A 25831-nucleotide genomic window follows, 5' to 3' on the forward strand; every position below is an offset into this window, starting at 1 on the left:
TTTATTTAACTTGATAATAGTTTTTATACCAATCAACAAACTGTTTTACACCTTCATTTACGCTTGTTTGAGGTTTATAGCCTGTTGCTTTAAACAAATCCTCAGTATCTGCCCATGTGGTATAAACGTCACCTGGTTGCATTGGTAACATATTTTTATCAGCAGTTTTTCCTAAATGGGTTTCTAATGCGCTAATGTAATCCATTAAATTAACTGGGGAACCATTACCAATATTATAGACTTTATAAGGTGCAGAGCTATTAGCTGGAGTACCAGTGCTAACTTTCCAATCTTGTTGTGGTGCAGGTATTACGTCAGCTATGCGGGCAACGCCTTCCACGATATCCTCAACATAAGTAAAGTCTCGTTTCATTTCACCATTATTATAAATATCAATAGGATCGTCGTGGATAATGGCTTTTGTAAACTTAAATAATGCCATATCAGGACGTCCCCAAGGGCCATAAACAGTGAAAAAGCGTAATCCAGTTGTTGGTATACCGTATAAATGAGAATAGCTGTGAGCCATTAACTCATTAGCTTTTTTCGTTGCTGCATATAATGAAATAGGGTGATTAGCTTGATCATGAGGTGAAAATGGTAATTCATCATTCAAACCATAAACTGAGCTGGATGAAGCATAAACAAGATGTTTAACATTATTATGGCGACAACCTTCTAAGATTGTTAAAAAGCCTGTTAAATTGCTATCAGCATAAGAAAACGGGTTAATTAGTGAATATCTAACGCCTGCTTGCGCAGCTAAATGAATCACTCTATCAAATTTCTCAGTTTCAAATAGACTAGCTATTTTTTCCCTATCAGCTAGTTCAATAAGGGAAAATGAAAAATTATGTAATTTATTCAGAATGTTAAGCCTAGATTCTTTTAAGGAGACATCATAATAATTATTAAGATTATCGATACCAACAACAGTTTCACCTTGTTGGATTAGTTTTTTTATCAGATGAAAACCAATGAATCCTGCTGCACCAGTGACTAAATATTTCATTACGTAATTAACCCGTATTTATTAATTAATCGTTACCAAATAGGTCACGAGTATAAACTTTTTCTTCAACGTCGTTTAGCACTGATGACATTCTATTGGTAATAATAACATCAGAGATTAATTTAAATTCATTTAAATCACGAACTAATCTTGAATTAAAGAAGGTTTCTTCTTGCATTTCAGGCTCATAAATCACTACTTCAATACCTTTGGCCTTAATACGTTTCATAATGCCTTGGATAGAAGAAGAACGGAAATTATCAGAACCCGACTTCATGATTAAACGATACACACCGACGACTTTTGGTGATTTTGCAATAATAGAGTCTGCAATAAAGTCTTTACGTGTGCGGTTAGCTTCTACGATTGCACTAATAATATTATTAGGAACCGAGTCGTAGTTTGCTAATAGTTGTTTAGTGTCTTTTGGTAAACAGTAACCGCCATAACCGAATGATGGGTTATTGTAGTGATTACCAATACGCGGATCTAAGCAGACACCCTCAATGATTTGTTTTGCATTTAGGTTGTAAGCTTGAGCGTAGCTATCTAGCTCATTAAAGTAAGCAACACGTAGCGCTAAATAAGTGTTTGCGAATAATTTAATCGCTTCTGCTTCTGTTGAATCTGTAAAAAGAACATCAATACCTTTCTTTAATGCGCCTTGTTGTAAAAGGTTTGCAAATTTTTGTGCTCTTTCTGATTGTTCACCAATCACAATACGAGAAGGGTATAAGTTATCGTAAAGCGCTCGACCTTCACGTAAGAATTCAGGAGAAAAGATAATATTATTCGTATTATATTTTTCTCTCATTTCTTTAGTAAAACCAACAGGAATGGTTGATTTAATAATCATTGTCGTGTTTGGATTATATTCTAAAACATCACGAATAACAGACTCTACAGAAGAGGTGTTGAAATAGTTTGTTTTAGGATCGTAATCGGTTGGGGTTGCAATGATAACGAATTCGGCATCTTTATAAGCGAATTCTTTATCTAATGTTGCTGTAAAGTCGAGCTCTTTGGTTGCCAAAAACTCTTCGATTTCTTTATCTGTAATTGGAGAGATTTTTTTGTTCAGTAATTCAACTTTTTCTTTATTGATATCTAACGCAACAACTTTGTTGTTTTGGGAAAGAAGTATTCCGTTAGATAGACCGACATAGCCGGTGCCGGAGATAGTGATTTTCATTTTTTAATCCTAATCCTATAAAATTTCTTTTAAAGCGTCCAAATATTTTTTAATAACAATTTGTTCATCGAATTCAGATTCGATTTTTCTTCTACTATTTTTACCCATTTCTAATCTCTTCTCATAGGGTAATTTAATAAATGTATCTATCGCATTGGCTAAACTTGATACTGATTTAGGTTGACATAAGTATCCATTTAATCCATGAGTAACAGTTTCTCGGCAACCAACATTATCAGTAGTAATTATTGGTTTTCCCATGGCACCTGCTTCTAGTAATGTTTTTGGTACACCTTCTCGATAGAAGGAAGGCAATACAATGCAATCAGCTTGAGCTATTTCGTACTCAACTGCATCTGAAGTACCCAAATAGCTAATAACACCTTCAGAAACCCAGCTATTCATTTGTTCTTGGGTTATAGCTGATGGATTGTTAACACCAACAAAACCTAAGAGACAAAATTCAACTTTGTTACCATACTTTTCTTTTAAAATACGAGCAGCATCGACATAAAAAGTAATTCCTTTTTCATACAACATTCTAGCAATTAGGAGAAATCTTAATTTATTTTTGTCTTCAGATAATGAAAGTTTGAAACGGGATAAATCAACACCAGAGCCAGGTAGTCGTTCTGTATTATTTTCTTGAATTAAATTGTATTTTATAAATATATCTCTATCATCTTGATTTTGAAAAAAAGTTTTGTTGGCATGTTTTAAGCTATATTTATAAAGTAATTTCACTAATTTAGATAATAGAGTTTCATTAACAAATAATAGGCCTAAGCCAGCAATGTTATTTATTATTTTTATATTTTTTTTAGATGCAATAAATGTACTATAAATATTATTTTTTGGAGTGAAGTTCAAAACAACATCTATTTTGTTTGTTGAGTATATTTTATAAAATTGAAAAATTGTTTTTAAATCATGAAGTGGATTGGTACTTTTTTGAAATATATCTATATGAATAAATTTTACACCAAGATTTTCCAATAAAGGTGAGTATTTGTCTCTAGGTGCAATTATAATAACAGTATAATTAGTATTTAATAAACTAATAATTGTGTTTTTTCTAAAATTGTACAAATACCAACTTGTATTAGCAGATATAGCGATTGTTTTCATAGGGGATTTAATAACTCATTATTTTATTTCTACAGTATGTTAATTTGAATATTATTCAAAATATTTTTTTACGATTTTTTTAGAGTCAAAATCATAGGCCCTTTTTATACAATTATTTTTTATAGTCTTTAGGTCTATACTTGTAATGTATTGGATAGCAGAAATAAGCGCTTTATAGTCATCAATTGAATAAAGTACACCATATGGAGTTTTTTCAAAAGTATTTTTAGGTATAGATGCTATTAAGGTTGAATATGGTTGTAGTATTTCTCTTGGCCCACTGATACAGTCAGAGTGAATGACTGGTGTAGAACATGCTAACGCTTCAATAATTGCATTAGGAAAGCCTTCTGTTCTAGATGCACTGATGAGCGCAAGAGAGTTTTTTATAACAGGGAATGGATTATCTTGATGGCCAAGAAAAATAATTTTTTCTGATAATCCTAACTGTTGAGTATATTTTTTCAGATTATTTTCTTCAGGGCCTGAACCAATAATCACCAATGATATATTTATATTTTTTATAGATTTTATTAACAGGTTGAAATTTTTTGATTTAATTAACCTACCCATAGATACTAAATATTTTTCAGGCAAAGAAAAAATATTCTTTTCATTTGATTTATTAATTATTTCATCAATGTCATATGGGTTATTAATGGTTATAATCTGATTTTTTGTTATACTAGGTAATAACTCACGAATGATTTTATGCATAGCCTTGGAAATAGCAATGATTTCATTAGACATAGGGTAAAACAGTTTAATTAACATTAGCATTATTAAGCCCTTTAAGCCTTTATTTTTATATTGTAGAGGATCTCCATGGTTTATAATTTGTGAAAAGTGTGTAGAGCCTAATTTTTTACATAACACATTTATAATATTGGAACGATATAAATGACTTTGAACAAAATCAACATTATATTTTTTTATTATTTTTTTTAGCTCTAATGATTGCCTAAGGAAAATAAATAATTTATATTTTTTTAGGATGATTATATCTATTTCTTTATTTAAAGGATATGTTATTTCATTTTCTAAAATAACAAAAATAACTTTTTCGGTTTTACTAAGTTCATTTGCTATATTAGCAGCTATACGCTCACCACCACCATTAGATAATGAGTTAACTAATATTAATTTTGTCATAATTTATATCATTAATATTTTTTTTGCAAAAATGTTGCTTTGAAAATTATTTGAAAATAAAGAAGCATTTTTAATGTAAATGCTTTTATTTATTTTGATATCATTAATTAAATAAATTAATGATTCTATATCTGTGTAGAAAAGATTATTTATAGATTCTTTTATACCATATTTATTGATTCCTATAGTTGGTACTCCTAATGAAGATGCTTCAATATAAACTAAGCCAAAGGCCTCTGGTTGATTTGGTAACAACCAAAACAAATCAAAGTTGTATTTATAAAATTCCTCATTATAAATAATTTCTCTATCCATTGAACCTTTAAAGAAAATTTTATCAAAAATATTTTTATTTTTTGCTTCTGATATTAATTTGTTTTTTATTGAACCATCACCATAAATATACCATTGCAGATTAGGTATTCTTTTTGATAGCTCAATAAATATTTCTAGCATTTCAAAATACCCTTTTCTTTTCTCTAACCTAGATACTGACACTAATCTAAAATATTTATCTTTTCTATCAATGATGCATTTATTAGATTTTTTTATATCTTTATTAATTCCTGCATATATAACTTCAACTTTGTTTTTTATTTTTTCTAAAATTGTCGTGTTTTTCAAAAATATTTCTTTAGTATAGTTACTAACTGAAATTATTTTTTTACATTTCTGTAGAAAAATATTATATAAAAATGGTAATAAAATTAGCTTATTTTTTATTGAAGGATTATATGCTATATCATACTCAGTTCCATGCAATATATAGATGATCTTTTTAAAGTCAATTTTATAAAATAACGATATTAATGTTATAGAGTAAGCACTTCTAATATCATTTACTATAATTCTATCCTGAGCTCTTAAATTTAAAAATAATTTAATATTAAAATAGTATAAAGGCCAAAATATTTTAAAAAAAATATTTCTTTTTATTGTTGGAGTGAAAATATCCACATCATTACCAAGATTTTTTAAATCAGTATAAAGCTGCTTGGATACGATCCCCGCACCTCCAATTATTGGAGGATATTCATCAGTAATTATTAGTATTTTCATAATTTATTTTTTACAAAAGTTCTCATCTAATTTTTCAATCACATAACATTTATTCTTTTTAAGATTTTCTATATTAATTTCTTTTTCTGAAAAAATTTCAGTATAGTAAAATTTAGGATCCCAAAAATCGATATCATAATATGGATTATTGATATACCTTGCAAATGAAGATAAACCCATAACAATGATACTAAATGATAATAAAATTCTATAAATATTATTTTTCATAATAAAAATATTAAGAATTAATATAGGGTATAAATAGAACAAAAGTCTCTGTAAGAATGGTGAAAAATAAAATGCAAGATGACATAAGAAATATATAAATGTACTATTCCAGATAGTTTTGTTTTGATGAAGTCTATCTTTGATAAGAATACATAAAGAAATGCCTATAATATCTATTATTGCAAAAAAACCGAATCTTAAATTTCCTTCTAGCATATCCAAGTAAATAGTTAATTTATTATGTATCCTAGAAGGAATAATAGATTCAATAATGGGTAGAATATATGATAAGTTAATTAACAAAAGGATTAATAAAATTATTAAAATAATACTTAAAATTATTTTCTTAGTATTAAAGTTTATTTTTAATAGAAATATAAAAGGAATCAATAATATTGCTGAAAAGTGGAACATACTTGATATTAAACATATAAATATCCATTTATATATACTTGTTTTTTCAATTTTAAATAAATAAGGTAAAATTATTGCTAATGCAATCAACTGCCTATAACCATCATTAAAAAGAGGAACAAGAAATATAATTAATAAAGAAAAATAAAGAGAAAGATTTATATTAAATTTTATTAGACGTAATGAATAACAGATAGATATAAAAAATATAGATGATGAAACAAAAGGAATAATATGGAAGTTAGTAAATTTAATTATATTAGCTAGCAGCCAATTTAAATAGACAAAACCTGGTTCATATATAAATGATAATGTACTATAAAGACTATTATTACCAATGTAATTATAGTAGTAGATATAATTTATCCAATCTACCCCGTTATAGTAAGAACCTGTAGTTACTATAAAAAATAAAAAAAATACTGGAAGTCGTATTATTTTTTTTTGATTTAAATTACTAAATTCTTCAAGAAAGAAAAAAGGTATAAATAATAAAAAACTTGTAATCCAGTACATTATTTTGAAAACCTGCTGAATATTGATTGATACCATCTAGGACGAAATAAAGAAATCGATTTATTTAATATATATGATATTTTATTTTTTTTATTTTTAGTCATTCTTGCAATAATTAAATCTGACTTTAATTCAAGTATTTTGTCAAAATAGTAAATTTTATTAATTCCTTTCATGTTTTGTTTAATTATTTTTTCATGCAAAAATAAAATTTCTTTATGAAAATTTATATTTATAAAACGTGTTACTGAATTTGAAAGTGAATCTGATATTCTATAATAAACAGTTATTTCAGGATTGAAATAGAATCGATACCCTTTCTTTGTTATTTTTAACCAAAGCGGTAAATCTTCTATGAGTTTAAATCGTTCATCTGCATAATCAACATCTATTAATATGTCTTTATGTATAAATGATGATGGTGCCATATTAAAGCTTCTTGTTAATAAATATTCAAATTGTTTATCGGCTGTTTTTTTAAAGAAAAGAATATTGGAATCTTTAGGGTATATGTCTTTATATGATTTCACATCATTATATTCATAAAATGATTGCATTTTACTAAATAAAACTTTTACTTCTGAATTATTGTTAATATAATTAATATTGGAAGTGATACATTTATTATCAAGAATATCATCACCTGCAATTGTCTTTATCCAATTGCAAGATGCACTTTTCCATGCTTGATTTACATTAAAAGATATCCCTGTATTTACACTGTTTTTTATTAATATGAATTTATAGAATATTGAAGAGTGATATTTACTCCATTCCTCGATTATATTACAGGTATCATCTTTCGAGCCATCATCAGATATAATTAACTCTATATTTTCAGACCCATAGTCTTGATATAAAATACTATTTAATGTGGCTAGTATGGTTTTTGAGGAATTGTAAGTTATAATGCAAATAGAAACTTTTTCTTTTTTCATTTTAATCTTTTTATCATAATATAAAAAACAAATAAAAAATAAATAAAGTAGCTTAAACAATAAGCATATGTTACACCAATAGTTCCATAGCAATTAATTGCATAAATAGATGTTAGTACAAATATTATTGAAAAAGAGACTTCAGTAAAAATAAAGGACTTAGTCATGGCTTTTGCAATCATTAAATATGAGCATAACCAGGATGCAATTTTAATTGTATCACCGATAACTTGCCATAAGAATAGTGAATCCATAGATTCAAAATCAGAAGAAAATAAAATATGAATAATCAAATTTCTAAAAAAATAGATTACTGTTCCGCAGATTATTGCTACAGGTAATAATATTTTATATCCTTGTAATATTTCTCTTTTTAACTCTTCTATGTTGGTAATTTCTGATAATTTTGGTAAATAATAAGTGCTTAATGTTGTGGTTATAATCATAAGATAAGTTGTAGATATATACCATATCCCTTGCCAGTATCCTGCTTGTTCTAAACCTTGTGTTTCAGCAATGTGATTTCTAATAATAAATTGTGAAGCGGGAATCATAATAGCGGATGTTAAAGCCATGATGGAGAAAGAGAATAATTTTTTTGCAATTTTTTTATCAAAATTATTTGTAAATTGAGCGAAATATATTAAATTATTTTTTTTTATCAAAATTAATGTAATGAAAAATATTATAGATTGGTTTATTGCTAGCGCAATTAACGCACCATTTAAGTTAAAGAAATATATTAATAAACTTGTAAATAATAATGAGTATAAACTTTGAATAATATTTATTTTTATATAGTTTCTTATGTCTTTGAGACCATTAATTATTGACAAAAGCAAACTATTTAATACAAATAAGACAATTGTAATACCATAAATTATAAATATAAAACGATATTTAATATTTGATAATACTCCTTCTGAGAAGAAAGATGAGAAGGAAATTAAAATAAACCCAACGGTTATTGATGTTGCTAAGCTTATTTTTCCAGCAGTACTAAATAAGTTAGATAGTTTATTTTTGTCTTTATTATATTCTGCAGTATATTTTATCACTCCACTATTAATAGCACCTTGGGCTGCTATTAATACTAGTTGGCTAAAATTTTGAAATTGACCGATAATAGCTAATCCTGCGGGGCCTATATATACAGATACCGCTTTATTAATAACTAAACCAGATAACATTTTAAAAAAGGTTGCTATCAGGCTTAGTATAGATGTTTTAATTAATGTCATCAGCTGATCACGAATGAATTACATGCGTTAATAACTTTATGTATATCTTCCTTATTCATAACTGGGCTTATTGGGATACTTAGTACTTCCTTATGAATCTTTTCAGTTATAGGTAAATTGATATGATTATATTGTTTATATGCTTGTTGTTTATGAGGTGGTGTTGGATAGTGAATTAATGTTTGTACACCACATTCGATCAAGTGTTTTTGTAGTAGTTCTCTATGTTCTGTTGCAATAACAAACAAATGCCATACATGATTTTCTGTATTTTTTATATATTCTTCAGCGGTAATAGGTAATTGAATTAGTGAGTTTTTGATATTTTCTAGATATATTAAGGCAATATCTTGTCGGATTTTAGTTTCTTTTTCTAAGTAGTTTAATTTGACATTTAGCATAGCCGCCTGGATTTCATCTAAACGGCTATTAACACCTTGATATAAATTTAAATACTTTTGATGAGAACCATAGTTGCGTAACGCTGTCACAACACTGGCTAATTCATTATCATTAGTTGTAATAGCACCAGCATCACCTAATGCACCAAGATTTTTACCCGGGTAAAAGCTGAAGCCAGCTGCATCTCCCCAGTTTCCTGCTTTTGTTCCATCAATACTTGCCCCATGAGATTGGGCGCAATCTTCTAGGACTAAGAGATTATTTTCTTTAGCTATCGCCATAATCTCTTTCATTGGGTTAATTTGCCCATAGAGATGTACTGGTAATATAACCTTAGTTCTATTTGTAATTGCTGACTTAATATTATCTATGGATAAATTATATGTTTTGTTATCTGGTTCAATTAAAATTGGCACTAGATCATTTTCTGTTATAGCGAGAATTGATGCAATATAAGTATTAGCTTGAATGATAACTTCATCACCAGATTGTATTTTGCCTTGTTCTTTCCATGCACGTAAAACAAGGGTTAGTGCATCTAACCCATTTGCCACACCAATTGAATGCTTTGTTCCACAATAGCTAGCAAAATTTTTTTCAAAACTTTCTAGTTCTTTACCTGTAATATACCAACCAGAATCAATAACCCTTGAACACGCTTCTTTTAATTCTTTGTTATGTTGTTCATTTATTTTTTTTAAATCTAGAAAATTAATCATTATTTTTTCTCTATTTTATAAAACGAATTATTCTTGCGGGATTACCAATTACAACTGCATTAGCTGGAATATCTTTTACAACAACACTTCCTGCGCCAATCATACAGTTTTCACCTAAAGTAACTCCTGCAAGGATAGTAGCGTTAGCTCCGATTGAAGCACCTTTATTTATTTGAGTTATTGTGAATTTTTCAGGGTATTGTTTAGACCTTGGGAAAATATCATTAGTAAATGTAACTGATGGCCCGATAAAAACGTTATCATCAATTCTTATTCCATCCCATATATAAACGCCGGATTTTACAGTCACATTATTGCCAATAATGACATCATTTTCGATAAGAGTATGAGCACAGATATTACAATCATTACCAATAACGGCATTTTGAAAAATAATACTATATTGCCATACTCTTGTGCCTGAACCGATACTGTTACTTTTTACGTCACTTAATGGATGTATCATATTGTTATTATGCTCTTTTGAAAGGTATCATAATCTCTAATATAATCAGATTCATCATATATATTGTCTGCTAATACAAGTATAATGCAGTCTTCAGAAAAATTATGCATTTCATGCCATTGCATGGCATCAATAATTAAACCTACATTAGGCGAATTTAAAGCAATTTTTTCTCTTGTCTTACCATCATCCATAATAAAATCGCAACTACCTTTTAAGCAAATAGCTAGCTGCCTTAATTCTTTATGGGCATGAAATCCTCTCGATACATCTTTATCTGTATTAAAAATATAATAAGTTCGCTTTATATCGAATGGTATATTGTTGTTACTTTCTAGGGATACCAGAGAGCCTCTACTATCACCAAGAGTTTTAAATTCAATTGTTTTTATTAATTTATTCATGCTGTTATTAATTTCTCTAAGTATTTTCCATAGCTATTTTTATTATGTAATTCTGTGGCAATTTGTAGTTTTTCTTTTGAAATCCACTTTTGTTTATATGCAATTTCTTCTAAACAAGCTATTTTAAATCCTTGCCTTTTTTCGATGGTTTCAACAAAAGTACCGGCATCAAGTAAACTATCGTGAGTTCCTGTATCTAACCAAGCAAAACCACGACCCAATAGCTCAACACTTAATTTATTCTGTTGTAAATAGACTTGGTTAATAGTTGTTATTTCTAGCTCACCGCGTTCTGATGGTTCTATATCTTTAGCAATATTAATGACGTTATTATCATAAAAATATAAGCCAGTTACAGCAAAATTAGATTTTGGTTTTTTAGGTTTCTCTTCAATAGAAAGTGCATTAAATTGATTATCAAACTCAACAACTCCAAATCTTTCAGGGTCTTGTACTTCATATCCAAAAATCGTAGCACCATTTTTTTTATTAGCTGCATTTATTAGTTTTGGCGAGAATCCCTGCCCCCAAAATATATTATCCCCTAAAACTAAGCAGACACTATCACTGCCAATAAATTCTTCACCGATAATAAATGCTTGGGCTAATCCTTCAGGTTTTGGTTGTATTGCATATTGAATAGAAATACCAAATTGAGAACCATCGTTTAAAAGACGTTGAAAACCTTCTTGATCTTCTGGCGTTGTAATAATCAGTATTTCTTTAATACCTGCGAGCATCAATACAGATAAAGGATAATAAATCATAGGTTTATCATAAACAGGTAATAACTGTTTGGATACACCCATTGTGATTGGATAAAGTCTTGTTCCTGAGCCACCGGCTAAAATGATACCTTTCATTTTCAATCTCTTTTTAAATTAAATATTTCTCTATTTGTTTGGCTACCACCATAGGTGAATGTATATTTTTAGCATAATTTTGTGATTCTTTTTTGATATCATCAATCTTATCTCTGTTCTCAATTAAAATAGTTAATGCATTAATAATACTTTCTTTAGTATTCTTAATTTTTATAATTGGAGAGTTTTTGAGATTTATATCATTAAGGAATAAATCATTTGCAGGTGCTAAAACTACATGACCAGAGAACATACTATAAATGGCATTCATCCCATATGAGTTAGATTTTGTTTGGTCTATTGAAATATCTACTTTTTTCATTACTTGTAAGTATTCTGTTAGAGATAATTGTTCTGGATAAATTATTTCCACGTTATCAGAATAAATTTTCTTTATTTCATTTAAAGCTGATTTAATTATTTCCGATCCTTTAAAGCCTGCTCTATTAATACCATGCATAATGACTATTTTTTTATTTACGGACTTTATCGGTTGTAATTGGCCATCACAAGCTAGAGGGATTGTCTCAGTTAATTTATATTTAAATTTAGTTTGCTCCCAGCTCACTCTATAGTCATACATAACTGGGATTATTTTAAAGGCAAAAGAAGCAACTAAATTGTTAGTAACAATATCTTTTTCCTTTAAAAAATAATCTTTTTGTGGAAGAGGGATATCTGAGTATGGCCAATTAGGGATAAGTCCTTCTAAACCATATTTTATAAATGGAGTATCATCTCCACAAGCCATTAAGATAATTCGTTTTCTTGTTAATTTAAAAACTAATAGCATTAAAAGCCCTAAATTTTTTCGACTTACAAACTCAGGATTAATAATTATTATATTTTTAAATTTCAAAAAGGTAGGGATTAACTTTATGATTGATAAATATTTTTGGAGTTTAGTTTCTCCAGAAAGAGTTAGTCCTGAGTTTATTTTTTTAAAACCATCACCAGAAAAACTAAATACTTCTGATTTATAACCCAATTGTTTAAAACCATCTGCTAATGATTTTCCATAACCACTGTATTCACCATAGATAAGGATGGATTTCTTTTTCATATATAAGTTATTTTTAATTTTTTTATGTTATGCGATAAAATTATTAAAGCTACCGCACTGGGTTTACGGCCCCCAGAGCGCCAAAATTTATCTTGAAAAACCCTTATCTTTTTGTAATATAAGAGTTTTATTATATAAGTATACTTTAACAATATGTAAAAAGCCGCACTGAGAGTAGACTCTTCAAACTAGACGGTCAAGTAATAGCTGGGTATTTTAGCATTGATTGAGGATATATAAATACTGGAATAGCGGTTGATTCAGCCAGATCATTCTGAATTACATCGTTAGGCGCTAACAAAAAGAATATGCCACCTATTCTTCAATAGATGGCAGTATATTTTGATACAACAGTTTAATTACTCTATTAAGCTGTTGGTGATTTATTACTAGCGCCCGCTCTCGGCAACCAAATCTCAACCCTCAGCCCGCCTAATGGGCTATCATCAGCTTTAACATGGCCTCTATGTTGGCTTACTGCTGTTTCAACAATGGCTAATCCTAAGCCTGTCCCACCTGATTCACGATCTCTTGCTTCGTCAGTGCGATAAAATGGTCGGAAGATATGTTCTCTATCTTCAGGGCTAACACCTGGGCCATCATCATCAACAATAATGGTGATACCTTGATTTTGTTCAGTAAAGGCAACTTCAATGCGAGAATTTGAATAACGCAGGGCATTACGAACAATATTTTCAAATGCACTCGCCAGAGAATATGGATTGCAGTAAATAGGCCATGCTCCCGGAGGCGTTGTGACTTGCAGTGTCTTATTACTTTGTTCAGCTTCAAATTTAGCGTTATCTAAAATGTCATCCCATAGCTCGTTGGCTTTTACCGTTTCACGTAATAACTCATTTTTATGTTGATTACGAGAAAGTACTAGCAAGTCATTAATCATACCATCAAGGCGCTGAGTTTCTGTTTCGATACGTTCTAGCTCTTTGCTTTCACCACTACGACGACGCAACAATGCACTTGCTAATTGTAAGCGTGTTAATGGTGTGCGAAGCTCGTGAGAAATATCAGAAATCAATCGTTGTTGTGCCTCAACCATGCGTTCGAGGGCACTTATCATCTGATTAAAGCTGGTACCTGCCGCTAAAAACTCTTGAGGACCCGTTTCTAGTTCAGGATGAGGACGTAAATTACCTTTCGCAACATCATCAGCCGCATTCTTAAGTTGTCTTGCTGGTTTTGCTAGGCTCCAAGAAAGCCACACTAATAACGGTGTGCTGATAAGCATGGTAAATATGAGTAGCAATAACGGTTTATCAAATAATAAGTTGATAAAATCAGATTGGGGGCTACTTGATGGACGAACAAGATAAAGCTGGTAATGATCTTCACCATCTCTTACTGAAAATGGCCCTAACATCTCAGAACGGCCATATTTTTTCTTTTTAGGGTGATCGGCGTTATCAGATTGACCAATAAAATTTCTGACAACCTGCATCTCATTACGTTGAGCGCCGATAATGCGTCCTTCACTGGTTACGATAATTAAACGCTGACCAGGTGGTGCCCATTTATCAATAGCGCGAATTAATCGACGCCACCAAAGGAGATCGTTTGCGGGATCTTGAGCTAATTCCGCTTCAATATGTTGTTCTAGCATAACACCTTGACGGTATTCACTCTCTAAAAGAGGTGTAAGCTGGCGCGAGTCCAGCTTTGGAACCATCATAACTAGCATAAGAACTAATGCTAGCGTCAGCCAGAATATTGCAAAAATACGCGCTGACAGACTATTTATCATAAAGAATATTTATCAAGTTATTGAAACCATCAGATAACCACGTCCACGTAAAGTCTTGAACCACGGTTGTCCATCTGTTCTTTCTGGTAATTTACGGCGTAAATTGGAAATATGCATATCAATCGCTCTATCAAAAGGTGTTAAGCGCTTACCAAGCACTTCTTGACTTAGATGTTCGCGTGATACGACTTGTCCCAAATGCTGAGCAAGTAGATAAAGCAAAGTAAACTCAGTTCCTGTTAACTCTAGCGGTTCGTCATCAAAACTCGCTTCTTGTCGGCCTGGGTTAAGTTGTAGTTTATCAACCTGTAATGTTGGAGATGTATTGCTATCAGTCTGTTTTTGTTCGCTCCAGTTAGAACGACGTAAAATAGCTCTGATACGAGCAACCAGTTCTCTATCATTAAAAGGTTTTGGTAAATAGTCATCAGCACCAAGTTCTAAACCAAGTACTCGGTCAAGATCACTGCCTCTTGCCGTTAACATGATGACAGGGGTCTGGAAATTTTGGCGTAACTCTTTGAGTGTCTCAATCCCGTTTTTACGTGGCATCATAATATCCAGTAATAACAAGTCGATAGAAGCATCCAAAAGTTTAAGTGCTTGTTCGCCATCAGAGGCGATTACAACATTAAAGCCTTCCATTTCAAGCAGTTCTTTCAATAGCGATGTTAATTCGCGATCGTCATCTACTAATAAGATTTTATGCATTCGTCAATTCCTCCAAGAGAAAAATACGATAATAAATAGCGCGAATCTATGACTTTACGTTCTTTTACACGCTCTGACGCTAGTTTGCAGCCGCAACTGTATAGTAATCCACATAGCAAAGAATTACACATATTTAGGTAGCATTAATTAGGTCGGTATTAATCACCGAGTTTAGGAGTAAGAGCAATGCGTAAAGTAGCAGTAGTTGCATTAGCATCAATGTTTTTAGCAGCTCCGACGGTGGTATTAGCAGAAACCGCAAATACCAATCCGCCTACTGAGCAACAATATAATGGTAATTATCACTGCGGTTATGGCTATGGTATGCATGGCGACCGTGATTATAGAGGTCACCGCGGACAACGTGGCCATATGATGAATAACGGTGGACATATGATGGATCGCAATTATGGCGGATCTCATATGTTTAACGGTATCACATTAACTGAGCAACAACGTACTCAAATGCGCGATTTAATGCGCCAGCATCATCAAGACAGATATAACGGAAACTACCGTCAACGTCATGAGAATATGCATAAATTAGTTACTGCACCTCAATTTGATGAAGCAGCAGTAAGAGCACAAATGCAGGATATGGATAAACAAGCGATTGAGCGCCATGTTGAAATGGCGAAAGTCCATAATCAGATGTATCAGTTATTAACCCCAGAACAGAAAGCGCAGTTGGAAAAGAATTACCAACAGCAAATGTCAGATTTTGACCAACAAGGTCAGCAGAATTAGTAATGAAGTAAGTAAGAGTGTAGTGCAGCAGTACCTAGTTAGAGAGTAAGTAGCAACAACGAAGTTTTTTCCTTGCCATAGACACCATCCCTGTCTTTTGCAGCCCCTCTGGAGAGGGGCTTTTTTTTGCCCAAAATCTACAACAACGCTTCTGGCGATTCAGGTAAAATCTGTCCACCATCGACGATAATTGTCTGGCCTGTAATATATTTTGCTTCATTTGAGGCAAAGAAGGCGGCGGCGTAGCCGATATCTTCTGGCTCACCTAAAGTATGTGTTGGGATAGAAGCCTTCATCTGATTTAAATATGCTTCACCTTGGGCTTGTAAGCCTTCAGTGAGGATATTTCCCGGCATCACGGCATTAATGGTAATACCATGACGAGCATATTCTAATGCTGCGCTACGCATAAAGCCAAGTTGTCCTGCTTTACTTGCGCCGTAGTGGCTCCAACCTGGATAGCCTGTGATTGCTCCTGTAATGGATGAGGTGATAATCACGCGACCTTGTTTTTGTTTCTCCATTACACGAAGAGCTGCTTTCACTAAAAAGAACATACCTTTCAAATTAACTGTATGCATTTTATCCCAATCAGCTTCGGTCATCTCTTTAATCGTTGCTTGAGGGAAAATGCCAGTATTGGAACAAAGAATATCAAGTTTGCCATATTCTTTTACGACATCATCAACCACTTTTTCACAGGCGGATTGCTGAGTGACATCAAGGTGCATAAAACCGACATTTAATTCTTGTTTTGTTTTATTGCCAGCAACATCATCAATATCCGCAATAATCACCTTAGCTCCACTCTTTTTTAGAGCGATGACAATACCTTTACCAATGCCTTTTGCACCACCTGAAACCAAAGCGATTTTACCCGTTAAATCAAACATAAAACCTCCTATTAAGTGTGAGTTCTACTGTATCAGTCTAGGTTGAAAAGCGGTAAATCACCCAGAGAACTTTGTTGTGGGTCACAAATGTACCTTAGATAATTATTTTCGTTGAATGGATGTCATCACGAAATAGAGAGATAAACGTCAGATAGAATGCTGTACTAGAGAAAAACTGAATATTTATCAAAATATGCCGATGCTATTTTTTAGCATAAATAGCGTTTTTTTGAGGTGAATGCAAAAAGGCAGTAAAGTGTCTGTATAAAAAGTGTTAACTTATTAGTGAAACACATTTGAGATAAGCTAGTCTAAACTTTATACAGACTGTCTGATTAGTTTAATGCGCATCAAGTTTATGAAAAAAAATGTACGATAATGATGAACTGGTAAAAAATATGCGTACAATGGTATTGTTGAATCAATTCAGCATTTGCGATATCGGAAAATAACACCAGATAAGCCGATATTGAAATAAAAAGTTATTCCAACAATTTTGCAATAATTACATCGAATAAGAATCAGAGGTAATCATGGTCAATGGGATCAAAAGAATTGGGGTTTTAACAAGTGGTGGTGATGCACCCGGAATGAATGCCGCGATCCGTGGTGTTGTTCGTGCCGCACTAAGTGAAGGTTTAGAGGTTTATGGGATTTTTGATGGCTATATGGGGCTATATGAAAATCGCATGAAAAAACTCGACCGTTTTAGCGTGTCAGATATGATCAACCGTGGTGGTACATTCCTTGGTTCTGCTCGTTTCCCTGAATTCCGTGAAGACAATGTGCGTGCTGTTGCCATCGATAACATGAAACAAAATGAGCTTGATGCTTTAGTTGTTATTGGCGGTGATGGTTCTTATTTAGGTGCGAAAAAATTAACGGAAGCTGGTTTTCCTTGTATCGGTTTACCCGGCACAATCGATAATGACGTAGCAGGTACTGACTACACCATTGGTTATTTCACGGCGTTAGAAACGGCAGTTGAAGCAATCGACCGTTTACGTGATACTTCAACGTCTCACAAACGTATCTCTATTGTAGAAGTGATGGGCCGTTATTGTGGCGACTTAACTTTATCTGCGGCAATCGCAGGTGGATGTGAATTTGTTGTTCTACCTGAGGCAGAATTACCGTTTAATCGCGATGAGCTGCTGGCGGAAATCAAAGCGGGTATTGAGCGTGGTAAACGCCACGCAATCGTCGCAATCACAGAACACGTTTGTGATGTGCATGAATTAGCTCGTTTTATTGAAGCTGAAACTAAACATGAAACACGTGCAACAGTATTAGGTCATATTCAACGTGGTGGTTCCCCTGTTGCTTACGATCGTATTTTAGCCTCACGTATGGGTGCTTATTCTGTACAACTGCTATTAGAAGGTTACGGCGGTCGTTGTGTTGGTATTCAAAATGAAAAACTGGTTCACCATGATATTATTGATGCGGTTATGAATATGAAACGTGTCTTTAAAGCTGATTGGTATGAAACAGCGAAAAAACTCTATTAATCAATAGTGTTATCGTAATACCCTAGCCTTTCTGAGTACTATCCTTATTCGTGAACTACTCTGATACATGTTGTCTCCGTGTCAGAGTAGTTTCTCGAGTGAAAACATTTCATTTAATAATCTTATTCTCCATCAACATTGCCTAACATCCCTTGTATAGATAGTTATATTCCTGTTGTGTATATCAATCGGCTTTTTGTTATTTCATCGTTATAAAACTTTCTGTCAGCCTAGCTAAATATTTAACGATAGGGGATGGAGAGATATGTTTAAACAATGGGGTTTATTATCAACGACTTTAGTCGCATTGCTTTTTTCTAATAATTTATGGGCTAAAGATATTCAGTTATTAAATGTTTCTTATGATCCGACAAGGGAGCTTTATCAACAGTATAACCAAGCGTTTAGTCAATATTGGGAACAGAAAACGGGAGATAGAGTTACTATTCGTCAATCGCATGGTGGATCAGGAAAACAAGCCACGTCGGTTATTAATGGTATTGAGGCTGATGTTGTGACATTAGCTCTTGCCTATGATATTGATGCGATTGCACAAAGAGGAAGTATTGATAAGCAATGGATAACACGACTACCTGATAACTCCGCTCCTTACACTTCAACGATTGTTTTTCTGGTGAGAAAAGGAAATCCTAAGCAGATAACGGATTGGAATTCACTGATAAACCCAGGTATTTCCATTATTACACCTAACCCTAAAACTTCTGGTGGTGCAAGATGGAACTATCTTGCCGCTTGGGGATATGGGTTAAAAGCTAATCATCAAGATAGCGAAAAAGCAAAAGCATTCGTGAAAGCACTTTATCAGCAAGTTGAAGTGTTAGATTCAGGAGCGCGAGGTGCAACCAATACATTTGTTGAGCGGGGTATTGGTGATGTATTGATTGCATGGGAAAACGAGGCATTATTGGCAATTAATGAATTAGGTGCTGATAAGTTTGAGATTATTACACCTTCGGTTTCTATTCTTGCAGAGCCTACGGTATCTGTAGTGGATAAAATTGTCGATAAACGAGGAACACGAGAAATTGCCACAGCGTATTTAGACTATCTTTACTCACCACAGGGACAAGAGATTGCAGCAAAAAACTATTATCGCCCTAGAGATAAAGTGATTGCTGAAAAATACCAGAACAGTTTCCCAAAACTCGAACTATTTACGATTGATGAGGTTTTTGGTGATTGGCAATCAGCACAGAAAATACATTTTGCGACAGGTGGTGTGTTTGATGAAATAAGTCGTCGTTGATGTGTCATAAAGCAAAAACAAAAAAATCACCTTCTGGTTTTATATTCAGCAAGGTGATTTTCTTTATTTTTTATCCATTAAAGGCGTAAGCCTGAAAGATAAAAATTATTTTTTCGCTTTCGCTTGTGCTGCTGCTTTAACGATAACGGCAAATGCATCAGCTTTCAGTGAAGCGCCACCGACTAATGCGCCATCAATGTCTGGTTGACCAAACAGTTCAGCTGCATTTTTATCGTTAACAGAACCACCATATTGGATGATAACTTGTTCAGCGATAGCGGCATCTTTCTTCGCGATATGATCACGAATAAATTTATGGACAGCTTGCGCTTGTGCTGGAGTTGCAGATTTACCGGTACCGATAGCCCAGATTGGTTCATAAGCAATAACCGCATCTTTAAATGCAGCTGCACCATGAGCATTTAAAACAGCATCGATTTGGCGAGCACAGACTTCTTGTGTTTTACCCGCTTCGTTTTCTGCTTCGGTTTCACCAATACATAATACTGGTGTTAAACCTAGCTCTTTTAACACGCCGAATTTTTGAGCGATAAACTCGTCAGATTCTTTATGATAAGTACGACGCTCAGAGTGACCAATGATAACGTATTTAACATCAACGTTTTTCAGCATTTCTGCTGAAGTTTCACCAGTAAAAGCGCCCGATAAGTTAACACCTGTATCTTGAGCACCTAATGCAATACGGCTTCCACCAATCTCATGGCGTGCTTGGCATAGGTAAACTGCGGGTGGTGCGATAGCAACATCACAACCTGCAACACCGCTAACTTCTTTACGTAGTGCAGCGATTAATTCATGAACCATATGAATGCTGCCGTTGAGTTTCCAGTTACCCATGACTAATGGATGGCGCATAACTTTTCCTCCAACCGAGTGGTTTAAATTTAGTTTGCTAATAAACATGAATTTTGTTGATACACAACAGTATAGAGAACAATGAATAGAATAGCTTTGTTTTTTATCACGGAATAGCTGAAACGATCTTGCTGTTTAAAGAAAGCTTAATCGGTTCAATAGCAAAGGTTGTTAATTGTTCACCTTCATGCGCAATAATATAGCGGATTGCGCCAACATTATGGCTTACATAAGCCGGAGTTTGGTTTTTAAATGCAAACAAATCGAGAACTTCTTGAATTTGTGTAGGCGTTATTGAAGGGTCAAATTGAGCGATCAAAGTCATAATATATTGTGTGGTGAACTCACGGTTCATTTTTTCTAATTCAGGTGAGTCTGGTGTGTGGATAAGCGTCAGTTGTAGGCTTTTAATTTTTTCACTACCACGTTCTAATATTGCTGAAGAGTAAAGATAAGGTGTAATACGAGTTGCGGCTCTGACAAGCGGAATGGCAATATCGTGATTAGTGATAATTTTATATTCATTAAGCGAGAGCAATGGATTTTGTTGGTTGAATTTTGCTCGTAGCTCTGGGATCGTTATCTCAAAAACGGGGGCATCCTGTTTAAGATAGGCGATATCATCTTTAGTGGGCTGTTTTTGTGCGACAGATATCCCTGTTGCAAAAACAGTAGTTGGCAAACAAAGAGCAATGCTTATGATTATCAGGTATAACGTAGAAAGTGTACTTTCTTTTATCATCTGTCCTCCGTTTGTCAGTGCTGTTATTGGCTAGTCTGTATTATTTGATACTAAATGGACAGTGTAATTCACACATTAAGTAAATTATTGAGAATTTATGACCTTACAACATTGGGCATTTTCATTCAAAGGGCGAATTGGACGTCGTGATTTCTGGGCAGGTTTAGGTGCTTGTTTTGCTCTTTTTTTAGGCCTTTTTATTATCAATGATATGATTTATCCATTACCTGCCATTGTAACGTGGGTATTGATCTTCTTTATTCTGTATCCTTTGTGTGCGATTTTTACTAAAAGACTCCATGATAGAAATAAAAGAGGAATATGGCTTTTATTGCTTTTACTTGCCGTGATGCTAGGACTGGCTGATACAAGTAGTTTAGAACCTTTTTGGCAGTGGGCGATGGGGCGTTTTCTTCCTTCCTTTATTGGGATGATTATGTTGCTTGATTGTGGCGTATTTATTGGCAATCAAAGTGAAAACTACTTTGGTAAACACACAGAGCAAGTGAATTACCGTCGCTGGCGCTAATCCTTTTTATTAAAATAAATCAGATAAGGGCAAAAGAGAAAATTGCCCTTATTTATTCTTCTGTTCATATTACCAATATTGTTCACTGGTGATATGCCCTGGTTTACGTCGTAAGTGTTTACGCATTTCTCGTTGTTCTTTTAATAGCTGTTGGGTATCTCTTACCATTTGTGGGTTACCACATAACATAATATGGCTCTCTTCTGGAGAAATGATTAAGCCTACCGTTTTTTCTAAGGCACCACTTTCAATTAATGCAGGGATACGACCTGTTAATGAGCCAATATGATTTTCACGGCTAACAATAGTTTGAATACGTAATTTCCCTTGGTAACGCTCAACGAGTTTTTCCATTAAAGGGAGATAACTTAAGTCATTAGCATATCGAACTGCATGAACAAGAACGATATTTTCAAATCTATCCAGATCTTGGCCTAATTGTAAAATTGATAAAAAAGGCCCTATGGCTGTTCCTGTAGAAAGCATCCAAAGTGTATTGGCACTAGGAACTTCTTCTAATACAAAAAAGCCACTAGCTTGTTCTGTGACAAGTAATTCATCCCCTATTTCTAGAGCACTTAATTTAGGGCTTAATTTTCCTTCGGGTACAGTCACCAGATAAAATTCTAAGTTAGGATCATTCGGCGCATTCACATAAGAATAGGCGCGTTGCACTCGTTCGCCATCAATATCTAATGCTAATTTTGCAAATTGTCCCGCTGTAAATTTATCAACTGGGGCATTTACAACAAGACTTATTAACGTGTCAGTCCAGCGATTAACTTGGATAACTTTTCCATTCACCCAATTTGCCATAGAGGTTATCTCCTTACGATAAACGCGTTTATGTCGCTTATTCATTCTAAATAGGAAGCGATTTTTTATTTATCAAGATGATGTGGTGATGTTATTTATCTGAAATTTTGTCAATGAATGACACAATATGTACATTTATATTGACAATTATGGTGTTTTTCTCTGACATTAGGCGGTGTACAAAAATTGCTGACTATCTCGCAAATTTCTACAAATTTGTTAACTTAGTCTCATTCTTAAAAGGTGTATATTTTGCAGAGTTTATTTTTATAAATTCTCTGTAGTGTACGCCTGTCCGTTAATTTATTTATTTGAAATTCCTGAGCAAAGAAAAGAAATGAGAAAGTTAGAGCATGCAAATCTATTATTATTGATAATTGCACTGGTTGCTGTGGGTCAAATGACGCAAACCATCTATGTTCCAGTGATTGCGGATATGGCGGTTTATTTTGGTGAACCGACAGGTGCTGTACAGCAAGTAATGGGTGCTTATCTTTTTTCTTATGGTTTTTCACAGCTCATTTATGGGCCTATCTCCGATAAAGTAGGGCGTCGCCCTGTTATTTTAGTCGGAATGACGATTTTTTGTTTATCAACACTGGTAGCGATTTTCTCACAAAATTTAACCACGCTGGTTATTGCAAGTACCTTACAAGGGATGGGAACAGGTGTGGCCGGTGTCATGACACGTACTCAACCTCGTGATTTATATACAGGTACGGCATTACGTTACGCCAATAGTTTGTTAAACATGGGGGTTTTAGTTAGCCCATTATTAGCGCCGATGATTGGTGGTGTTGTCGCTCACTTCTTTGGCTGGCATGCGTGTTATATCTTCTTATTATTATTGGGAAGTAGTGTTCTTTTTTGTATGTATCGTTGGATGCCCGAAACTCGCCCAGTACAAGTTGAGAAACGTAAAATGCTGTCCTCATTTTACTTGCTGCTTTCCAATAGTACCTTCAGTGCATTTTTGATTATGCTAATTTGTGCATTATCAGGTATTGCGGTTTTTGAGGCATCAAGCGGTGTCTTAATGGGCGGAGTATTAGGCTTAAATAGTATTACTATCAGTATATTATTTATTTTACCGATCCCTGCCGCATTCTTTGGGGCTTGGTATGCTGGTCGTGAAGGTAAAACCTTTGTGCAATTGATGTGGCACTCTGTTTTTTGTTGTTTATCAGCCGGTATTTTAATGTGGCTCCCCGGTTGGCTAAATATCATTAATATTTGGACTCTTCTGGTACCTGCCGCACTATTTTTCTTTGGTGCTGGTATGTTATTTCCATTAGCAACAACGGGTGCAATGGAGCCATTTCCGTATTTAGCAGGCTCTGCGGGTGCTCTGGTGGGTGGATTACAAAATGTAGGATCAGGTGTTGCAACATGGTTTTCAGCCTTGTTACCACAACACAATCAATTTAGCTTAGGTATGATTATGTTTGCTATGTCAGTGGCCATTATGCTTTGTTGGCTTCCTTTGGCTCACCGTTTTAGCCATGAAGAACATACTATTTAGATCATTAGCGTAGTAAATTAAATAAAAAATGCCGAGAATAGAATTTCTCGGCATTTTGGTTTTGTAGCCTAGGCTACTTCTCTCTCAACTTTTAAATTATTAACCGCGATCTTCCCATTCTTGTGCTCGGGCAACGGCTTTTTTCCAACCATTGTAACGATAGTTACGTTCAGTGGTTTCAATACCAGGGCGGAATTCTTTATCAATCGCCGCTTTATTTTTAACTTCTTCTAAATCATTCCAGAAACCAATAGCAAGACCCGCAAGGAATGCTGCACCTAATGCTGTACTTTCACGGACAACAGGACGTTCAACACGAGTGCCTAAAATATCGGACTGGAATTGCATCAAGAAGTTATTGGCAACCGCACCACCATCAACACGCAATGATTGTAAACGTGCACCGGAATCGGCTTGCATTGCATCTAAAACATCACGTGTTTGGTAAGCGATAGATTCTAAGGTTGCACGAATAATATGATTACGGTTAGCACCACGGGTTAAACCAAAAATAGCACCGCGGGCATACGGATCCCAATATGGTGCGCCTAAGCCGGTAAAGGCAGGAACAACATAGACACCATTAGTGTCGTTAACTTTAGTTGCAAAGTATTCAGAGTCGGTTGCTTCATCAATGAGTTTTAACTCATCACGTAACCATTGAATGGATGCACCACCAACGAATACGGCACCTTCTAAGGCATAGTTCACTTCGCCACGAGGGCCACAGCAGATAGTTGTTAACAAACCATGATTAGAGCGAACAGCTTCTGTACCTGTATTCATCAGTAAGAAGCAGCCTGTACCATAGGTATTTTTCGCCATACCACTTTGTACGCAAAGTTGACCATAAAGTGCAGCTTGTTGGTCACCTGCCATACCCGCGATAGGAATACGAGTACCCCCTTTACCACCAATGTTGGTTTGGCCATAAACTTCTGAAGATGGCACCACTTTTGGTAACATATTGCGGGGAATATCCAGCAGATCGAGGATTTTCTGATCCCAATCTAAAGAGTGAATGTTAAATAACATAGTACGTGAAGCGTTAGTGAAATCGGTAACGTGAACACGGCCTTGTGTCATTTTCCAAACTAACCAAGTGTCGACAGTACCAAATAACAATTCACCATTTTCTGCTTTTTCACGCGCACCTTCGACGTTGTCGAGGATCCACTTTAATTTTGTACCAGAGAAATAAGGGTCAACCATTAAACCTGTGTTTTGACGAATATATTCTTCAACACCTTCTTTATCTTTTAAGCGGGTACAGAAATCGGCAGTACGACGACATTGCCATACAATTGCGTTATAAACAGGTTTACCCGTTTCTTTATCCCATACAATGGTAGTTTCACGTTGGTTTGTGATACCAATACCCGCTACATGATCAGATGGAATATCTGCTTTTGCTAATACTTCAACTAAGGTTGCACTTTGTGTTGCCCAAATTTCCATTGGATCATGTTCAACCCAGCCTGGCTTAGGATAAATTTGAGTGAATTCGCGTTGTGAGATACTGACGATATTTGCATCGTGATCAATAACTACGGCACGTGAGCTGGTTGTACCCTGATCAAGTGCAACAATGTATTTTTTTTCGCTTGATGTATTTGTTTCTGTTGTCATGTTAGTAACCTGTTCTGATAATCAACAATCTT

Annotated in this window: 25 protein-coding genes; 5 read left to right on the forward strand and 20 right to left on the reverse strand. The window is 33.8% G+C overall.

Features of this window, described 5'->3' with window-relative positions:
- Nucleotide 1: 1 nt before the first annotated feature.
- The 15 genes from GTH24_RS00265 to cpxR all read right to left on the reverse strand — a co-directional run bounded on the left by GTH24_RS00265 (nucleotide 2) and on the right by cpxR (nucleotide 15267).
- A complete protein-coding gene (locus GTH24_RS00265) occupies nucleotides 2–1012 on the reverse strand; it encodes an NAD-dependent epimerase (RefSeq protein ID WP_164525822.1) in 1011 nt (336 codons plus the stop codon).
- A gap of 25 nt (nucleotides 1013–1037) precedes the next feature.
- Nucleotides 1038–2204, reverse strand: coding sequence for a nucleotide sugar dehydrogenase (locus GTH24_RS00270; protein ID WP_164525823.1), 1167 nt, complete (start codon nucleotides 2202–2204; stop codon nucleotides 1038–1040).
- Nucleotides 2205–2219: 15 nt separating this feature from the next.
- On the reverse strand, nucleotides 2220–3332 hold the full coding sequence (locus GTH24_RS00275) for a glycosyltransferase family 4 protein (protein ID WP_164525824.1): 1113 nt from the start codon (nucleotides 3330–3332) through the stop codon (nucleotides 2220–2222).
- 51 nt (nucleotides 3333–3383) lie between these two features.
- A complete protein-coding gene (locus GTH24_RS00280; protein WP_115351287.1) occupies nucleotides 3384–4484 on the reverse strand; it encodes a glycosyltransferase in 1101 nt (366 codons plus the stop codon).
- 3 nt (nucleotides 4485–4487) lie between these two features.
- Nucleotides 4488–5543, reverse strand: a complete 1056-nt coding sequence (locus GTH24_RS00285; protein WP_164525825.1) for a glycosyltransferase family 4 protein — start codon at nucleotides 5541–5543, stop codon at nucleotides 4488–4490.
- Nucleotides 5544–5546: 3 nt separating this feature from the next.
- Nucleotides 5547–6701, reverse strand: a complete 1155-nt coding sequence (locus GTH24_RS00290) for an EpsG family protein (RefSeq protein WP_164525826.1) — start codon at nucleotides 6699–6701, stop codon at nucleotides 5547–5549.
- On the reverse strand, nucleotides 6701–7639 hold the full coding sequence (locus GTH24_RS00295; RefSeq protein WP_164525827.1) for a glycosyltransferase family 2 protein: 939 nt from the start codon (nucleotides 7637–7639) through the stop codon (nucleotides 6701–6703). The genes GTH24_RS00290 and GTH24_RS00295 overlap by 1 nt, the downstream gene beginning before the upstream one ends.
- Nucleotides 7636–8880 (reverse strand): O-antigen translocase, encoded by a 1245-nt coding sequence (locus GTH24_RS00300; protein ID WP_164525828.1) that lies wholly within the window; start codon nucleotides 8878–8880, stop codon nucleotides 7636–7638. Before GTH24_RS00300 ends, GTH24_RS00295 begins: the two co-directional genes overlap by 4 nt.
- Nucleotides 8880–10001: a DegT/DnrJ/EryC1/StrS family aminotransferase gene (locus GTH24_RS00305; protein ID WP_115351282.1), complete on the reverse strand. Its 1122-nt coding sequence runs from the start codon at nucleotides 9999–10001 to the stop codon at nucleotides 8880–8882. The genes GTH24_RS00300 and GTH24_RS00305 overlap by 1 nt, the downstream gene beginning before the upstream one ends.
- A 10-nt stretch (nucleotides 10002–10011) precedes the next feature.
- Complete coding sequence (locus GTH24_RS00310) at nucleotides 10012–10467, reverse strand: acyltransferase (protein WP_115351281.1); 456 nt, start codon at nucleotides 10465–10467, stop codon at nucleotides 10012–10014.
- The gene (locus tag GTH24_RS00315) at nucleotides 10464–10871 is read right to left on the reverse strand and encodes a sugar 3,4-ketoisomerase (protein WP_115351280.1); all 408 of its coding nucleotides are present in this window, start codon (nucleotides 10869–10871) and stop codon (nucleotides 10464–10466) included. The genes GTH24_RS00310 and GTH24_RS00315 overlap by 4 nt, the downstream gene beginning before the upstream one ends.
- Nucleotides 10868–11734 carry a glucose-1-phosphate thymidylyltransferase RfbA gene (gene rfbA, locus GTH24_RS00320; RefSeq protein ID WP_115351279.1) on the reverse strand — a complete coding sequence of 289 codons (867 nt, stop codon included), beginning with the start codon at nucleotides 11732–11734 and terminating at the stop codon, nucleotides 10868–10870. The genes GTH24_RS00315 and rfbA overlap by 4 nt, the downstream gene beginning before the upstream one ends.
- A 13-nt stretch (nucleotides 11735–11747) precedes the next feature.
- Entirely contained in the window at nucleotides 11748–12797 is a 1050-nt protein-coding gene (locus GTH24_RS00325) for a glycosyltransferase (protein ID WP_164525829.1), read from the reverse strand.
- A 367-nt stretch (nucleotides 12798–13164) separates the two neighbouring features.
- Nucleotides 13165–14556, reverse strand: coding sequence for an envelope stress sensor histidine kinase CpxA (gene cpxA, locus GTH24_RS00330; RefSeq protein WP_115351277.1), 1392 nt, complete (start codon nucleotides 14554–14556; stop codon nucleotides 13165–13167).
- Nucleotides 14557–14568: 12 nt separating this feature from the next.
- The gene (gene cpxR / locus GTH24_RS00335) at nucleotides 14569–15267 is read right to left on the reverse strand and encodes an envelope stress response regulator transcription factor CpxR (protein ID WP_109409897.1); all 699 of its coding nucleotides are present in this window, start codon (nucleotides 15265–15267) and stop codon (nucleotides 14569–14571) included.
- A gap of 186 nt (nucleotides 15268–15453) precedes the next feature.
- On the opposite strand from cpxR, the gene cpxP reads away from it, so the two are divergent.
- Entirely contained in the window at nucleotides 15454–16014 is a 561-nt protein-coding gene (gene cpxP / locus GTH24_RS00340) for a cell-envelope stress modulator CpxP (RefSeq protein ID WP_072070672.1), read from the forward strand.
- Nucleotides 16015–16151: 137 nt separating this feature from the next.
- Here cpxP and fabG read toward each other — a convergent pair whose 3' ends face one another.
- Nucleotides 16152–16907, reverse strand: coding sequence for a 3-oxoacyl-ACP reductase FabG (gene fabG, locus GTH24_RS00345; protein WP_072070639.1), 756 nt, complete (start codon nucleotides 16905–16907; stop codon nucleotides 16152–16154).
- A 533-nt stretch (nucleotides 16908–17440) separates the two neighbouring features.
- Here fabG and pfkA point away from each other — a divergent pair.
- Together pfkA and GTH24_RS00355 are read left to right on the forward strand one after the other, a co-directional pair.
- Nucleotides 17441–18418 (forward strand): 6-phosphofructokinase, encoded by a 978-nt coding sequence (pfkA, locus tag GTH24_RS00350; RefSeq protein WP_072070638.1) that lies wholly within the window; start codon nucleotides 17441–17443, stop codon nucleotides 18416–18418.
- Between the two features lie 265 nt (nucleotides 18419–18683).
- Nucleotides 18684–19685 carry a sulfate ABC transporter substrate-binding protein gene (locus tag GTH24_RS00355; RefSeq protein ID WP_072070637.1) on the forward strand — a complete coding sequence of 334 codons (1002 nt, stop codon included), beginning with the start codon at nucleotides 18684–18686 and terminating at the stop codon, nucleotides 19683–19685.
- Between the two features lie 105 nt (nucleotides 19686–19790).
- Here the strand turns inward: GTH24_RS00355 and tpiA are convergent, their stop codons facing one another.
- A complete protein-coding gene (tpiA, locus tag GTH24_RS00360) occupies nucleotides 19791–20561 on the reverse strand; it encodes a triose-phosphate isomerase (RefSeq protein WP_069366847.1) in 771 nt (256 codons plus the stop codon).
- 106 nt (nucleotides 20562–20667) lie between these two features.
- A complete protein-coding gene (locus GTH24_RS00365; protein ID WP_072070636.1) occupies nucleotides 20668–21303 on the reverse strand; it encodes a DUF1454 family protein in 636 nt (211 codons plus the stop codon).
- A gap of 97 nt (nucleotides 21304–21400) precedes the next feature.
- Here GTH24_RS00365 and GTH24_RS00370 point away from each other — a divergent pair, with 97 nt between their 5' ends.
- On the forward strand, nucleotides 21401–21832 hold the full coding sequence (locus GTH24_RS00370; protein ID WP_072070635.1) for a DUF805 domain-containing protein: 432 nt from the start codon (nucleotides 21401–21403) through the stop codon (nucleotides 21830–21832).
- Nucleotides 21833–21901: 69 nt separating this feature from the next.
- Here GTH24_RS00370 and fpr read toward each other — a convergent pair whose 3' ends face one another.
- Nucleotides 21902–22648: a ferredoxin--NADP(+) reductase gene (gene fpr, locus GTH24_RS00375; RefSeq protein ID WP_164525830.1), complete on the reverse strand. Its 747-nt coding sequence runs from the start codon at nucleotides 22646–22648 to the stop codon at nucleotides 21902–21904.
- 337 nt (nucleotides 22649–22985) lie between these two features.
- Between fpr and emrD the strand changes: the two genes are divergently transcribed.
- The gene (gene emrD, locus GTH24_RS00380) at nucleotides 22986–24170 is read left to right on the forward strand and encodes a multidrug efflux MFS transporter EmrD (protein ID WP_072070633.1); all 1185 of its coding nucleotides are present in this window, start codon (nucleotides 22986–22988) and stop codon (nucleotides 24168–24170) included.
- Between the two features lie 99 nt (nucleotides 24171–24269).
- Here emrD and glpK read toward each other — a convergent pair whose 3' ends face one another.
- The gene (glpK, locus tag GTH24_RS00385; RefSeq protein WP_115351274.1) at nucleotides 24270–25799 is read right to left on the reverse strand and encodes a glycerol kinase GlpK; all 1530 of its coding nucleotides are present in this window, start codon (nucleotides 25797–25799) and stop codon (nucleotides 24270–24272) included.
- Between the last annotated feature and the right edge of the window lie 32 nt (nucleotides 25800–25831).

Source organism: Proteus vulgaris (assembly GCF_011045815.1).
Lineage (GTDB): Bacteria > Pseudomonadota > Gammaproteobacteria > Enterobacterales > Enterobacteriaceae > Proteus > Proteus vulgaris_B.